The following is a 14,322-nucleotide window of genomic DNA, read 5'->3' on the forward strand; positions in this document are numbered from 1 at the left end:
AACGGATCCCAAGACTTTTTTCACATGAGTTTCACTGCCTGCCCACGTGGCCATCGGTACCGTGCCGCATCGAATGACAAATGATGCTGGCTGGCGAGGCGGTTTTTGTGGAATTGAGACTGAGTCTGTTTGGCGTCAAGCGCTCGATCAACCTGAGCGCCCTGGCGCGTTTTCGCAATACCTGGGTGGTGCTGGCGGCCTCGGTGCTGGTGATTCCGTTGACGTTGTGGCTGCTGGCCCCGGCGACGGTGCCGGACCTGGCCCACGGCAATGTCGCCGGGGCCAAGGCACTGGCGGCGGATTGGGCCAGGGGCGATGTGATCGTGCTGGTGCGCCATGTCGAGCGCTGCGATCACTCGAAAGCGCCCTGCCTGAGCGGCAATGACGGCATCACCGACCGCTCGCGCAGTGTCGCGGTGGCCGTGGGCGCACAGTTCGAGCACCTGGGCCTGAACAATGCCGAGATCTACAACAGCCCGTCGATGCGCACGGTGCAGACTGCCGGTTATATGTTTAACCGCGCCGCCAGTGGCGAAGAGTGGCTGATCGACTGCAAGGGGCGCATGTTGCAGGACGCGCTCGCGCATAAAATTCCGGGGCGCAACCTGATTCTGGTCACCCACAGCGAATGCATGGGGCAGCTTGAAAAAGACCTGGACGTCTCGGCCTCGAACCCGGGTTACGGCTCCTCGCTGTTCGTTTCCACCGCGAGTCCGGCGGGCCCCAAAATGCTCGGTTTTATTGAAGCTTCCGACTGGCGCACGGTAACCGCCCGATGACGTCTCGTTTCTGCGTTTACAACTTCGGGGTGTTGCAGCTGAATCGGAAACCTGAGTACGCCTGCTGTTGATTGGTGGCGAGGGGATTTATCCCCGTTGGACTGCGCAGCAGGCCCTCTTTTAAATCAAGAGAAGGGCCGCTGCGCGCCCCAACGGGGATAAATCCCCTCGCCACCATGGCTTGCCGCCACGCGGCAAAAGATTCAGTAGCCGACGAAGTAGTACGCCTGCCGCCCGACGATCAATGTCTTGAGCACTTTCAGCGGCGCAGCGGGCTCGCTGTCGCCCGCCATCACCGCGACGTGTGATGGCGATGCACTCAGGTACTCGTGCAGTTGCGCATCCGTGTCCAGGCCCTTGAGCACCTGTTGGGTGTAGAACACGCTGGCACCGCCGAGCCGTTCGTTGGCCTGAAACAATGCGACCTGATGCCCTTGCGCCTGCAGCGTCTGAATTTGTTCGGTCAGCGGCAGGAACGAGAGTTTTTTATCTGCGTTGGGCAGCGCCCATTGTGCGGCGCCAAGGTAACTGGCGATGATCACCGTCAGGACAGTAGCGCCCAATGCCTGACGATGACGGGCGATGCGGCCTGCAAAGCGTCTGGAAGATTCGTACGCTTTGAGTTTTTCGAACAGCACACCCACATATTCCGCAGCGATCACCGCTGCTGCCGGTGTCATCGACATCAGGTACACCGTGCGTTTACTCGACGCCAGCGTCAGCATGACGAACTGCGCGACGATCCACAGGCTGAAGAACAGCAGGTAACGGTCGGTCTTCAATTCTTTGCGGAAATGCCAGAGCCCCAGATACACCAGGATGTTCCACGGCAGAAAAGCTTCCGGCAGTTTGGCGAGGTAGTAATAAAACGGTTCGTAGTGCCCCGCCTCGACGAACGACCCGCTGAAGCGCCCGACGCTGTTGGTCAGCAACACTTCTTTAAGCGCTTGCGCGCCGCCGTGCTGATAGAGCACCGCCAGCCAGATCATCAACGGAATCAAACCGACCACAGTCAGCAGGCCCGGCCGCAGCCAGTCGCCGAGTTTCAGGCGTTTGTCCAACAGGTTGTCGGCCAGCAGATAAGCGAAAATCACCACCCCCGGCATGGCCAGGCCCAACACCCCTTTGCTCAAGGTGGCGATGGCGATCCCGACCACGAACAGCAACGAACTGCCCGGGGTCGACGCTTTTTGCGCCTGGAAAAACCCCAGCAACGCGGTGGTCACGCCGAGGGCCAGCAGCGCATCCTCGCCGACCCCGCGCACGTTGCTCCAGTAGCTGGCCATGGTGGCCAGCAGGATGCCGGCGGTCCATGCGACCGTTTTCGGTCGGCCAAACCGGCGCAACATGCCGTACAACACCATCACACTGAGCAGCCCGGCCACCGCCGAAGCCAATCGTACTGCCCACGGCGAAACGCCAAACACGCGCATCGCGCCCGCATCCAGCCACAGGCTCAGCGGTGGTTTTTCCAGAAACGGCTCGCCGAACAGCCGTGGCGTGACCCAGTCATCGTCCAGATGCATCTCCATGGCGATGCCGGCGACGCGGGCTTCGGTAGAACCTTGCAATTGATGGTTGCCCAGCGCGAAGAAAAACAGCAGGGCGGTGAGGAGAAACAGCGAAGTGGCGGAACGCGACATGGGTTTCAAGCAACCGGAAGGGGCGAAGGCCTGAGCATACTTCGCCAATGCTTAACAAATTGTGAAACTCACGCGAGATGCCGCGACCAACGCTTTTCCGGTGTTTCGAACACCGGATTGACCAGCGCCGTCAGCACATGATCCTGCCAGCGCCCGGCAATATTCAGGTACGCCTTGGCGTAGCCTTCGCGCTCGAAACCCAGCCGTTCAAGCAACCGCGCACTGCGTTCGTTACCGGGAATGTAGTTGGCCATGATCCGGTGCAGGTTCTGGGTTTCGAACATATAGCCGATGCCCGCCTCCAGCGCTTCCTGCATCAGCCCCTGACCCTGACGGGCTTCATCGAGGTGATAACCCAGATAACACGCTTGGAACGCGCCGCGAATGAGGCCGCTGAAGTTGCACGCACCAATCATTTGCTCACCATCCGGCGTCAACAGGGCGAAGTGCATGGCCAGTCCGGCCTCGAATGCGCTGGCCTGGACCTCAAGGCGTCGGCGAATTTGCTCGGTGGAAAAGTATTCGGTGGTGCGGATCGGCGACCACGGGGCGAGGTGGCGCAGATTGCGTCGATAGAAATCACTTTCGAGCTCTGCCTGATCCGGGGCAAGTATCGCCAGCGTCAGGCGTTGGCAGGGCAGGGTCAACAGCGGCATCGGGCGTTCCTTGGCGAGGGATCTGCTGGCAGCGTCGCGCAATTACCCGGGGCACAGCAAGCTGTGGCTGATTTCAGGCAAAAAAAAGCCCGCGGGAGAGCGCGGGCGAACCGTAGTTTCTTGAATGAGCAAACGGAATGTACAGGTTCGGCCGGGCAACGGCAGTGAAGAAAAATTCATCTCGATCAACTGCTACACCGTGGCTCGATCCTGACAGGCAAGACCGCTCGCGCCTTACGGGTTTCGCCCGTCAGTGGCGAACGTCCGGCGTCGGCGATCCCGGCGAGGCAAGATTGTCTCGAGCCCGGCAGACGACGATTTCGGCCAATGCGCTCAGCTGTTTGATCGCCACCGCCACATGACGCCGGGAGCCATCGAATTCTTCGGCAAAATTTTCACTGATGGCGGCGAGAGACCCGAGCAGTTCACTGGCATGCTCGAGCAAGGTGATGGTGTCGACGTCGTCACGCACCCTGAGCATCTGGTTGAGGGGAAGACCAGGCCGTCGTTTCGAACCGCCTGTGGCGGCGGTGGCGTTCGATCGGGTTTTCGTGCGGGCCGTTTGCGCATCGGGTAATACCGGTCCAACGAGCGAAAGTCGGGTGATTTTTTTCATGACGCAGCTCCGTGGAATGAACAGCAGGCGAGGAGGGTAACGCCCCGAAAATCGCTGCACCAGTTCATGAAAGTCGACACGTGTTGCGGGAATTTTCCTAGGACGCCCGGCGTAGGACGCTGCCGCGCTGGCTCAAGGCAAATGGTCAGCGGCAAAATCAGCCTCTGAGCGGGCACGCAACCGCCCCTTGCGACAGGCCGTCTGGAAGCGTTCGAAATCGCGTTCGTTCTGCGCGGTGTAATGTTGCGCGTACTTCAACAGCGCATCCGCCAGCGCATCGCCTTTGCCGATGTAACCACTGATCTGCGCAGCGAGGCCGGAGGCTTTGGCATGGGCTCGGGCGAGGGCGCGGCCGCAAACACGCCCGTAGGCGGCAAACGTCTCTGCGTCGAAGTTTTCCAGTTCGGCGGAGATCTTCATGTCGCGCAATTGCCGCACGTAGAATTGCCGACCGCCGGGGCCGGTGGTCCAGCCCAGAAACATGTCGCTGGCCGCTTGCATCAGGCGTTGCCCCTCGACCACGCGCTGACCTTCATGGCGCACCCGCGATTTGCTTTTGACGTAGTCGGCGAGCACCGAGCGCCGGGCTTCCTTGAGTTGCAGGAACAGCGGGAACTCCTGATCGTCGGTCAGCAGCGCCACCAGACAACGCGTGCCGACACTGCCGACGCCCACCACTTTGAATGCCAGATCCTGCACGTGAAACCGTGACAACAACTCGCGGCGGTCGGGTTGCAACGTGCTGCGATACTCGCGCATGAAAGTGTCGAAGAGCGGACGCCAGTCCGCGAGTCGCAGCCAGTCATCCTCGGCATCCAGCAGCGTAGTGTTTTTGTGCAGGTGGAAAATTTCCGGCAGGTCATCGCGAATGATCAGGCGCCCGTGGGCATCGCGTTCGCTGATTTTCGGCAGCAACTCGGCGTGCGTGCGCCGCTCGGCCTTCTCGATGGCGCGCTGCACATGTTCAAGGGTACTTTTGCGTGCCTGCGCCAGCAGGTCGTTGTAGCTGATGGACTCGTACCAGTTTTCCAGCGTGCTCTGTTCGGCGCATTCCAGCAGTGTGGTCTGATAGGCGCCGACCATTTCACGGCACACCTGCTCCTCGACCGACTCACCGTGGCGCAAGTCGCGGGCGGCCACCACGAAACTCGCTGCGAGTCGCTTCAGGTCCCACTCCCATGGCCCGGGATGCGCCTCGTCGAAATCGTTGACGCTGAACAGCAGATTGCGCTCAGGCGTGGCAAAGCCCCCGAAGTTCATCAGATGGCAGTCACCGCAGATGGGCACGTTCAGGCCCATGTTCGCCGTGCCCGACAGGTCGTGCGCTTGCAGCAACGCGTTACCGCGAAAGAAGGTGAACGGCGACACCAGCATGCGCCCGTAACGCAGTTCGACCAGCGACTCGACACGGCCCTGGCTGGAGGCCTTGATCAACGGAATCGGATCACGGTTCATCTTGCCGGCGGACGCCTGAGCACTGCGCGAGCACTGCTTGCGGGCGTCCTTGCCTTGTTGCATGCGGTCTTTGAGTGAAGTCATGAGGGCTCGGTTCGGCGGAAGGGGCGCCGTGAGTGTAGAAGCGCTTTCGGGGTTTATCCGCTGGCGTGAGCCGGGTGAAGCGAACTCAATACTCCGTCACCTTGTCCTCGCGCAAAACCCACCCGGCCTCGCCCGCCACTAACGTGTATTGAACCTGGCGCATCTTCCCCGTGCGGCCTGCGCCTGCGTCAGCGCTGTCATACACCGGGAAGCGCTGCACCAGCCGGTTTTCCACCACTGCAAACGAATCCTCGCCCTGATAGCCCTCGGCGGTTTTCGGGTTGTCGCTGACCGGGGGCAAGTAGATTTCGCTCAGGGATTTTTTGTTATTGGCTGAATAGGCGATCAGATCGCCCGGCATGCCGCGCCCGGGCGAGCGGGTAAACACGTAGAGTTCGGGGGAGCCGTCGTTATTGAGGTCAGCGACTTCGGCACGCACGACCTCACCGGTGAGCGCCCGGCTGATGACCGCGTTTTCGATCTCCAGACCTTTGGGGGTGATGCGCAGCGTCGGTTTGCCGTCAACCTGTTCGGTGCTGACATGAAAGGAAATGCCCTGCCATTCCAGCGTCTGCTCGAATGGCTGTTTGCCGCGGCTGGCATCGCCATTGACCAGTCTCAGAGACAACTCGTAGTTGGCCACCTCGTTGCGCCGTGCGGCATTGCGCATGAGATAGACTTGAACCGTGTACTCGCCATCGGCCGGCAATGTTCCGAGGAAGTGATTGCCCATGATCGAACCGTTGAACAGCGCGTAATCCGCGCCCTTGGCGGTGATGTTGAAATAGGCGGAGGTGTTGGACGGTTTGAAGTCGACGGTGAGCAACTGGCCGGCCCTGGCATTGAATCTGTACTCCGCGGTCTGGTCACCCTTGATCGACTGTTTGCGCTGGACGCTGTCGGCGCTGCTTGTGAAAGCGATCGGTTCGACGCGCACAGCGCCAGCATCTGCTGCGTGGGCAGGCAGGGAAATCAGTACCGCCAGCGCGGCGGCGATCCAGGTTTTCATCTTCAACTCCATTGCATCTCGATGTTTGCAGCATAGAGGCTGCGTCGAGCAGTCGCCCAGTGATTACGCGGATTAAATGTTGCTGGATTTGAGCACGTGCTTGGGGTGATGTTCCCTGACACCAATCAGCTGTTCACATAATTCTCACCTGAGTTTTGCCATGATCATTGCCGGTACCCCATCGGCCGAAGCGAGTGATCCCGTCATGAATGTCAGCGTTCTCTACGCTTTGGTTGCGGCCGCGCTGTTTGGCGCGAGTACGCCACTTGCCAAGCTGCTGGGGGCACAGATTTCGCCGATTCTGTTGGCCGGGCTGCTCTATCTGGGCAGTGGTCTGGGCTTGACCCTGCTGCGTGTTGCCCGCGATCGAGGCTGGCAGCGTTCCGGACTCGGCACCGGCGAATGGCCGTGGCTGGTCGGCGCCATCGGCTTCGGCGGTGTGCTGGCACCGGTGGCGTTGATGTTCGGTTTGACCAGGACATCCGGCGCCAGCGCGTCACTGATGCTCAACCTGGAATCGGTGCTCACGGCGCTGCTGGCCTGGGTGGTGTTCAAGGAAAATGCCGATCGGCGAATCGTACTCGGCATGCTCGCCATCGTGGCCGGCGGTGTGGTGTTGTCATGGCCGCAGGGGGCCATATCGGCGCATGACTGGGTCGGGCCACTGGCCGTCGCCTTCGCCTGCTTTTGCTGGGCCATCGACAATAACCTCACGCGGAAAGTCTCTGCCTCGGACGCACTGTTCATCGCCGGCAGCAAAGGCCTCGTGGCCGGTGTGGTCAACTGCGGCCTGGCCTTATTCATCGGCAAACAATTGCCCGCCGCCGACTCCCTGGTGCCGATCCTGCTGGTCGGGTTTCTCGGCTACGGCGTCAGCCTGGTGATGTTCGTCCTCGCCCTGCGCGGGCTGGGCAGTGCGCGCACCGGCGCGTACTTTTCCACCGCGCCGTTTCTGGGCGCAGCTATCTCGATTCTGCTACTGGGCGAGTCGATATCGCTGATGTTCCTGCTCGCTGCCGCGTTAATGGCTGTTGGGGTGTGGATTCATCTGATGGAAAACCATGCTCATGAGCATCAGCACGAACGGCTCGAGCACGATCATCGCCACATACATGACGAGCATCATCAGCATACGCATGGGTTTGAATGGGATGGAGCGGAGCCGCACAGCCATCCGCATGTGCATACGCCGATGCGGCATAGCCATGCGCACTTTCCGGATGTGCATCATCGGCATGAGCATTGAGGTGTGTGGGCGGGGGGCTTTTGGCGGAAGGGGCTGGATGGGATGGCCAGATGCGACAAAGCCCGCACTGGGGCGGGCTTTGTCGTTGAGAGTTGGTGGGCCGGGGTCATTTGAACTCAACGTTAAATGCCCCGTATTCATTGGCTTTTGATAGGGTTTGTTTTTGCACGGGATACAATATGGGATACACGGTGCAGCCTGATGACCAATTTGTCCTATCAAATGTTGCTCGGCATCATCATCCGATAATGCGATTCTCAGAATCCTTTTCGCTTGAGTTTCACAAGCTCTTCAGCAGGCTTCGCCTGGAAGGGAGGTGGGCCTCCAGAGACGCGATGACGCGGCTCGTGAAGCTTTTTACGCTCGCGTATCGCCTTCTTGACCATAAGAAAATCCTCCTCTTTAAGATTTGATAGATGAGAGATGATTTCTGAAATTACAAAACCTGCAATGAAACCCGTAGGACCTATAACCCATAGAGCAGCGCCCGCCATCATCAGTCTCAGGAGGCCACCTCTGAGAGACGTACCTGTCCGGTACGTTTCGGCGAGCGGATGGTAGCTATTCCCAAGTTTTCCGTCTACCTACTATGCTGTTAGCTCTGAGTGTTTTGTTGAGTAGAGATTTTGATTAACTTTTACAAGCGTGCCTTGAAAAACACAGCCGCTAGCTGTCGTAGGTGATAGAAGTACTCGACAGCCTCTTTCATTGATGGCAGATCGTAGTTGGAGTCATGTGTCAGCTCATTTCTACGGTTAGTGAGTTGGAGAGTAAAATCAAGCAGCTCCTGTTCTACGCGACCTTTCCATGCAATACAGTTTTTCTTATTGAACGGGCCGTCAAACTCAATAAGAAACTCTTTGAATAGTTCGAATTGTTCTATTATTGCCAGTTTGGAGATTACAGGTTCTACTCTAGATTCATTTTTATCTTTCGGAGGGAGCGGAATAGGAACTCCCCCATTCGCTGCTTTGTCAGGGTTTGGTCCCAATATGATTCCAGCGACGGTGCTGAACTCAACGCTTGATCTAAAGCAGTATGGGTGTGTTCGATCAATTTGCTTTTGGTTTGCTCCAGACGATAAGTATGGCCCTTCTTGCCATGCTTTATTGTCATCTCCAACACAGTGGAAGTCGGTCATTTTCTCTGCCGCTCTCGCTGAGTCGTAGGTCAGAGCCGCTGCTAACATGGCTTTCCCTGAAATATCTAAATAATGATCCATGAGGTTAGACTCTCTATGTCTGATTGGGGAGTTTGAAATGCTTTTAATGAGCAAGCAAGCGTAAAAAGCATCCGGCTTAATGTAGGTCCCATCGGTTCGAGTACTGCACTATTTTCGTCGATAGTGTCAATCAAGTAGGGTGCCGTCAAAGTAAGAAAGCCAAGAAGTCATCATTTGGGTGAGCATTTGGCGAAAAAATTGCTGGGGACCCTGGGGTTATTTTAAGGGTACGGGGTCGGAAACCCGCAGGACTGTGTTAGTGGGAGGATTTCAAAGTTACTGAAATTTCAGCCATTGAAATCGAAAGAATTCTGCTGAAAAAAGCCATCGTTACCGCAGCGGTAACGATGGCTTGTTGTGTTGATGATTATGGACACCTTGGACCGTCAACCAAGTCAACCTGTCAACCAATGTACAAAAATCAGCCACTGCCAAGATCACGCGGGTTTTGTGCCCCGTGTTACTCAGAAATGCTCAGGGTCCCCGGCGACCTCCTATCATCTTGTGCAATTGCACTGGTGAACTGCGTGTTCACCCGGTTCACCTGTTCACTAAGCTGGGCACCTGTCCGCTAACAAAGTCCGGCGTGTTTCCGGCTCCGTGTCTCAATGAAGACCTCAGGGGCCCACGGCAGAACGCGTGAGATGTACCTGACGCTCGCTGGAGGGATTGATGCTACCGGGGAGCGGGGCTCATATCTGTTCAAAATGCGGTGTAACTCGTGTAACTGGTGTAACAGGCGTAGCTAAGCTATTGTATTTGTTGAGCTTTATCCAAGTTGCACCGATCTGAAACACAAATTTTCAAGCGTGTAACTGAGTCAAGTCGTGTAACAGTTTCAGATGAAGGCAGGGCGCTCCAACTTGTTGACCGCCCGTTAGAATGGTTAGCCGTCGGCATCCTCTGGCATCAGACCGTCAGTATGTGTCAGCAATTGAAGGCAGTCGCAAAAGACTGCTTACGGCCAGAAGCGGACCTCCACCCTCTTAGGGGAAACCTGGCAGCTCAAACCTGCTCAGGGACACCATATTTTCCAATGCTTCCAGAGTATCAAGGCTGCATGCAGTTAAGGTTGTGACAGCAAGCTTTCGCGCCGTTTTATTCATCTCCGCGCCTCAGCTGTGATCTTTGGCGTATGTTGCAACTCGTAGATACTGAGCACGCGGGAGATAACCCTCCCTTCCGAGCCCAGTCGGTTCAAACCGCACGCATCGATACAAGGCGTGACTGGCAGTCGTCACCCTACGAAGCGAGCGCGAACCTCTTTCAGTGATTGCAAAAAGCCTCTATTGGGCTAAAGTTAATAGGTTTAGGATGATTCACCTATCAACCTGTGGCCATTATTACTCAACGGCTAACCTTTCGTGCTAAATACATGAGCATCACATGGACGAAATCAAAAGCGCTCTTCTCTACTCATACAAATCGGAAATCAAAACTCCAGACTCTCTCGCAGCGTGCCTAAACGCGCATGGTTTGTATAATATTGGTCAATTCGTGTTAAGACTTAGCCCAATAAATCATGCGCTAGTTGATAATGCTACGACAAAAAAAGCTGAGGATATCACTTGGGATGAGATTCAGGCTTATTCAACATATATTCATGAAACGGTTCATTGGTGGCAGCATATAGGGTCGACTTCTGGTTTGATTTCTAGCATGTGCTTCCCCGCTCAGACGCACGTTAACGTCGGGCACCTTCGAGATATAGTCAAGTGTGGGGAGTTTGGTAAGTCACTCAAAGAGTGGAGCGATGATCAGATGTTGCAAGGTCGCACTGCTGAAGAAGAGGTTATCGCCAGGGCAAACATTGCAGTAAATAATACGTTAGATTTGGATTACTATCGTGCGATTATCATGAATCCAAGAATCCTTTTAGAAATAGTAAAGGAAAATCATTTTGAGTCTGTAGGTCATACGTTTTATATAGCCTATTCATGCTGCTTGGATGTTTTGACCACAACCTTCAATGAGGTTAAATGCTTGCCAGATACGGATCTCTGGAGGGAGCCTATAGAGCACTTAAAGCTGTCAAAATCCGGTAACTACCATTGGCGGTCAGATGTATACCTCCCTCCAATTACGGGGGTAGATGTACTAGAAGGACAGGCGAGATTTATACAGCTCCAGTTTTTGCATTTTTCTAATCCTAGCAAGTCTTTTGCGGATTATGGCGCACGAGGCTATCTTGACAGTGTATACGGTGCAGCCTTCAAATACTTTATCCAGAGTACTAATTCAAATTTTCCCGACTGTATTGACGATCCATTAGTAGCTTTATTCTTATTAGTCTGCGACTTAGCATTAAATCCTGGAGAAGGTTTTCCATTTGAAATTACAGACTATGAGAATTTTTCATATCAGGCTCAGCCGGCGGTGCGCTTCGCATATCTATGTCAAGCCATAAAAAATGAGCATCCAGAGCTTAAGGACTATATTAAGGAGTACTCTAAAGAGGAATATACTAGCGCTAGCGCTTTGCTAGCGAACGCTTGTGGATACCATCATCCGTTAGACGTGGCGAGAGCTGTTTCCGAATGGGTGAAAAAGGAGCCGACGTTACAAGCGCTGATGAGGGAGCATAGTAAATTTTCGTTTTCGGAAATGAACTTGCCTGTTAGGGTGATATTTTCAGAATTTATCAAATTTAACACCTTTAAGCTTGAGCAGCCTGAATTTTTTTGCTGGACAGGTCGTCACAAAGTAGGGCGCTATGCCGAGCACTATATTCATGCTTGGCTAAAGAATCTCTCGCTCTATAGTGACAAGCAAGATGACTTCGGCATTTACCCAAGGCGGCAGGAGGGGAAGTCAGAAGAAAATATCCATAATACATTTAACATATTCTACGGCAACCTCATGCAGTACGACCTAATTAGGCAGTGGATAATACAGAGTGGTGAATTTAAATACGACTTCTCTTGGCTCTCGGAGAAGCATGAGCCTTCGGAGGTTAAAGAAAAGGTCAAGGAGGTCTTTACCAATTTGTTTGGTGTGAGTCCTGATGAGATTGAGGGGGCTGGGTGGGTGAAGTCTAGAGATAGTAACTATCAAAGTTAGATTGGGCAAGTATTCCGGAGCTATACTAGTTCAAGATAATGGAAGTCTCACCTGAAAATTTGTAATGCTGTAAGGGCTCATGTTTCTCTTGCTGTATTACAGCTTCTAATTTAGCGTCACATTAAATCGAACTTGCTGAAAGCACTCCGGAAGAAGGGGACTCTTAATTTTGTGAGAAATTACCGATGCATTTTTCGTTTTGAGCACTCCTCTGGTCCGATTACTAACGAGCCGACAGTCCGCTGTGGGCCGTTATCTGCCCCCCCCCGTCACATGCAGAAAATGCGCCAAGAGCTGGGCACTTTGGTGTGTTTAGGTAATTCGGGGGGGGGGGGATGTTTAGGGCTTGCCCGCGGCACAAAACATAAACAAATGAATCTATTCACACTATGCAAGAGTTCACTTTTGAGTCACGATGTTTTTTCTGATTAATGTGAGCTATAGATGGAATGGAATCTATTTTCTGGTCTACTTGATATTCAAGGTCAGAGTGCTTACAGGTATCTCCGAGCATTCAGCAACAAGGAGCTTTGTGATTGCTGAGTGATAAATAGCCCCCAGGCCTTTGTTCATCGTAAGATTAACAAAGACTTGAAAATAATGATTATTAAAAGTCATGATAAATCTAAAGAAGATACTGACTCAATCGGACACTATTATATTTGTTGGGTCTGGGATATCGCTATGGTCTGGCCTACCAACTTGGTCGGGGATGATTGAAGAACTTGCGAGGTTTCTGGAGCGAGGAACAGGGAGCGCAGATTTAGTTGGAGTAGAGGCAAAAAAGGTGATTTTTTGCAAGCGGCAAGTTATGGTTTCGACAAGTTAACAAAGCAACAAATTGGTGAGTTTATACGTGAGGCTTGCCGATATGGTAGAGCGAGGCCTCATGAAATTCACCGTAAAATTGTATCGCTAGGCCCGCGATTCTTTATCACTACGAATTATGATGATCTGATTGAGCAAAGTCTAAGAGAGTGGCAGCCGAATAGGTTCTATCGTCCGCCCGTCACCAATAGACAACTAACTGAAGCTGCAGAGATTGTACATGCTAGGGCGATAGATTTTATATTTAAGCCGCATGGTGATGCTGCAGATAGTGAAAGTATAATTTTAACCAGAGAACAATATGGGCGGTTGTTGCCACAGGGTGAAAACCAATCTGCGTTAGAATCTGTAAAGTTGCTTCTTGCAAGCAGGCCTGTCTTGTATTTAGGTTTTGGTCTTCGTGATCCTGATTTTATATATGTGAGAGATTTGCTAGCAAACACTTACAAAGGAGGGGTTCGTGATCATTATGCAATCATGGCGGATGTGCAAGAGCAAGAGGTTGACCATTGGAGAAGAAACTATGGGATTCACCTTGTAGGCTATAACACTTTGGAGCGAGCGGACAGGTCAAGAGACCACTCACCACTACTTTCCTGTTCTCGCGATTCGGGCCGGAATCATCGCCGACCAAGCAGCCCTGAAGGCGCTACAGGAATATGTGAAGAATGTGTGTCATTCGAAGGGGAATGTTGAGTGGGGAGAACGCCTGAGAGGATGTTGCTGAAAAGCTGCTGAAGGTGGCGCTAATCGACATCAATCCACAACAACCATCGGCAGCATTCCAAGGCCCAGATGCGACAAAGCCCGCACTAGGCGGGCTTTGTCGTTGAGAGTTGGTGGAGCCGGGGGGATTTGAACCCCCGTCCGCCAGTACTCCGCTGTCGGTACTACATGCGTAGCCGTTTCTATTAAGTTAACCCTCAGCGACCCGAAGGGCAGGGTGCTTTGGGCGAGTTGTGTAAGTTTTAGCCGCTTCGTCCACAACGTACTGCACGGCGATTCTGTTCTATATGACAATCATTTCGGGTTTACAGACATCCCCTGATGATTGCTGGACCCGAAGGTACCAGGAGCATTGTCAGCTGCAATTAAGCAGCGAGAGCAACACCGTATTGGTCGTCATTGGCAACTATAAGTAGTTGCAACAGTGGATTTACGACTTCTGTTACCAAGTCGGCATGCACCTAAAGTTTCGCAACCGGCGTCGAATCCTAAACGGCCCCGAACTCATTGCTCAGTACATCTGTTTGAGCAACAAGCCTGCGCAGTGTACGCCAAACGGCCCGCGAGGCCAACCCGAAGGTTGGCCGGGACGCTGATCAGTTGTTGGTGCCGGTGGATTTGCGCAGTTCCACGATGGTTTGCGAGGTTTCCGCAATGCAGTCGTCGATTTTGCCTTGAGCCTTGAGCGCCTCGGCCTTGCTCACACTGGCGTTAGCGCGCTGGCTCAGTTCCGGGTTCGCTGACAGCTGTCCCTTGGCATTGTTGATGGTCTGAATATTGGCATCGCACAGGTCGGCAGGCTTGTCCGCGGCGAACGAAGTGGAAGCCATCATCGATGCAGTAACGAACAGACCTAACAGTACAGAACGTTTCATGTGTATCTCCTTGAACCGAGTGGGTCCAGACTTCGCTGGCCGTCAGGACGGGCAACCGTATGGAAGAAAAACCCCGATCAGTCGGGGTTATTCTGTGGACTACAGTCGAACTCAAGGGTTCTA

11 protein-coding genes and 2 other RNA genes are annotated in these 14,322 nt (G+C 54.1%); 4 read left to right on the forward strand and 9 right to left on the reverse strand.

From position 1 onward, the window contains the following. Positions 1 to 107 precede the first annotated feature (107 nt). A complete protein-coding gene (gene pmrG / locus HV782_RS04705; protein WP_123465970.1) occupies positions 108 to 779 on the forward strand; it encodes a lipopolysaccharide core heptose(II)-phosphate phosphatase PmrG in 672 nt (223 codons plus the stop codon). A 203-nt stretch (positions 780 to 982) separates the two neighbouring features. Here the strand turns inward: pmrG and HV782_RS04710 are convergent, their stop codons facing one another. The 5 genes from HV782_RS04710 to HV782_RS04730 all read right to left on the reverse strand — a co-directional run bounded on the left by HV782_RS04710 (position 983) and on the right by HV782_RS04730 (position 6,242). After that, positions 983 to 2,422: an ArnT family glycosyltransferase gene (locus HV782_RS04710; RefSeq protein ID WP_186746303.1), complete on the reverse strand. Its 1,440-nt coding sequence runs from the start codon at positions 2,420 to 2,422 to the stop codon at positions 983 to 985. A gap of 68 nt (positions 2,423 to 2,490) precedes the next feature. After that, positions 2,491 to 3,078 (reverse strand): ribosomal protein S5-alanine N-acetyltransferase, encoded by a 588-nt coding sequence (rimJ, locus tag HV782_RS04715; protein WP_123464473.1) that lies wholly within the window; start codon positions 3,076 to 3,078, stop codon positions 2,491 to 2,493. Between the two features lie 250 nt (positions 3,079 to 3,328). Next, positions 3,329 to 3,694: a DUF6124 family protein gene (locus HV782_RS04720; RefSeq protein ID WP_123464475.1), complete on the reverse strand. Its 366-nt coding sequence runs from the start codon at positions 3,692 to 3,694 to the stop codon at positions 3,329 to 3,331. A gap of 132 nt (positions 3,695 to 3,826) precedes the next feature. Further along, the gene (locus tag HV782_RS04725; RefSeq protein WP_186746300.1) at positions 3,827 to 5,233 is read right to left on the reverse strand and encodes a DUF2252 domain-containing protein; all 1,407 of its coding nucleotides are present in this window, start codon (positions 5,231 to 5,233) and stop codon (positions 3,827 to 3,829) included. An 85-nt stretch (positions 5,234 to 5,318) separates the two neighbouring features. Beyond that, on the reverse strand, positions 5,319 to 6,242 hold the full coding sequence (locus HV782_RS04730) for a PliI family lysozyme inhibitor of I-type lysozyme (protein WP_186746298.1): 924 nt from the start codon (positions 6,240 to 6,242) through the stop codon (positions 5,319 to 5,321). Between the two features lie 205 nt (positions 6,243 to 6,447). Here HV782_RS04730 and HV782_RS04735 point away from each other — a divergent pair, with 205 nt between their 5' ends. Then, complete coding sequence (locus HV782_RS04735) at positions 6,448 to 7,488, forward strand: EamA family transporter (protein WP_186746348.1); 1,041 nt, start codon at positions 6,448 to 6,450, stop codon at positions 7,486 to 7,488. Between the two features lie 481 nt (positions 7,489 to 7,969). Here the strand turns inward: HV782_RS04735 and HV782_RS04740 are convergent. Both HV782_RS04740 and HV782_RS04745 read right to left on the reverse strand, forming a co-directional pair. Further along, positions 7,970 to 8,037, reverse strand: an RNA gene (locus tag HV782_RS04740) — hammerhead ribozyme type II. An 88-nt stretch (positions 8,038 to 8,125) separates the two neighbouring features. Then, complete coding sequence (locus tag HV782_RS04745) at positions 8,126 to 8,710, reverse strand: hypothetical protein (protein ID WP_186746296.1); 585 nt, start codon at positions 8,708 to 8,710, stop codon at positions 8,126 to 8,128. A 1,386-nt stretch (positions 8,711 to 10,096) separates the two neighbouring features. Here HV782_RS04745 and HV782_RS04750 point away from each other — a divergent pair. Both HV782_RS04750 and HV782_RS04755 read left to right on the forward strand, forming a co-directional pair. Then, on the forward strand, positions 10,097 to 11,770 hold the full coding sequence (locus tag HV782_RS04750; protein ID WP_186746294.1) for a hypothetical protein: 1,674 nt from the start codon (positions 10,097 to 10,099) through the stop codon (positions 11,768 to 11,770). A 795-nt stretch (positions 11,771 to 12,565) separates the two neighbouring features. After that, the gene (locus HV782_RS04755; RefSeq protein ID WP_202894576.1) at positions 12,566 to 13,294 is read left to right on the forward strand and encodes an SIR2 family NAD-dependent protein deacylase; all 729 of its coding nucleotides are present in this window, start codon (positions 12,566 to 12,568) and stop codon (positions 13,292 to 13,294) included. 141 nt (positions 13,295 to 13,435) lie between these two features. Here the strand turns inward: HV782_RS04755 and ssrA are convergent. Both ssrA and HV782_RS04765 read right to left on the reverse strand, forming a co-directional pair. Next, positions 13,436 to 13,824: a transfer-messenger RNA gene (gene ssrA, locus HV782_RS04760) on the reverse strand. 96 nt (positions 13,825 to 13,920) lie between these two features. Next, positions 13,921 to 14,199: a PA2433 domain-containing protein gene (locus HV782_RS04765; RefSeq protein WP_122598510.1), complete on the reverse strand. Its 279-nt coding sequence runs from the start codon at positions 14,197 to 14,199 to the stop codon at positions 13,921 to 13,923. Positions 14,200 to 14,322 lie beyond the last annotated feature (123 nt).

The sequence above is a fragment of the Pseudomonas monsensis genome, assembly GCF_014268495.2.
GTDB classification, from domain to species: Bacteria; Pseudomonadota; Gammaproteobacteria; order Pseudomonadales; family Pseudomonadaceae; genus Aquipseudomonas; species Aquipseudomonas monsensis.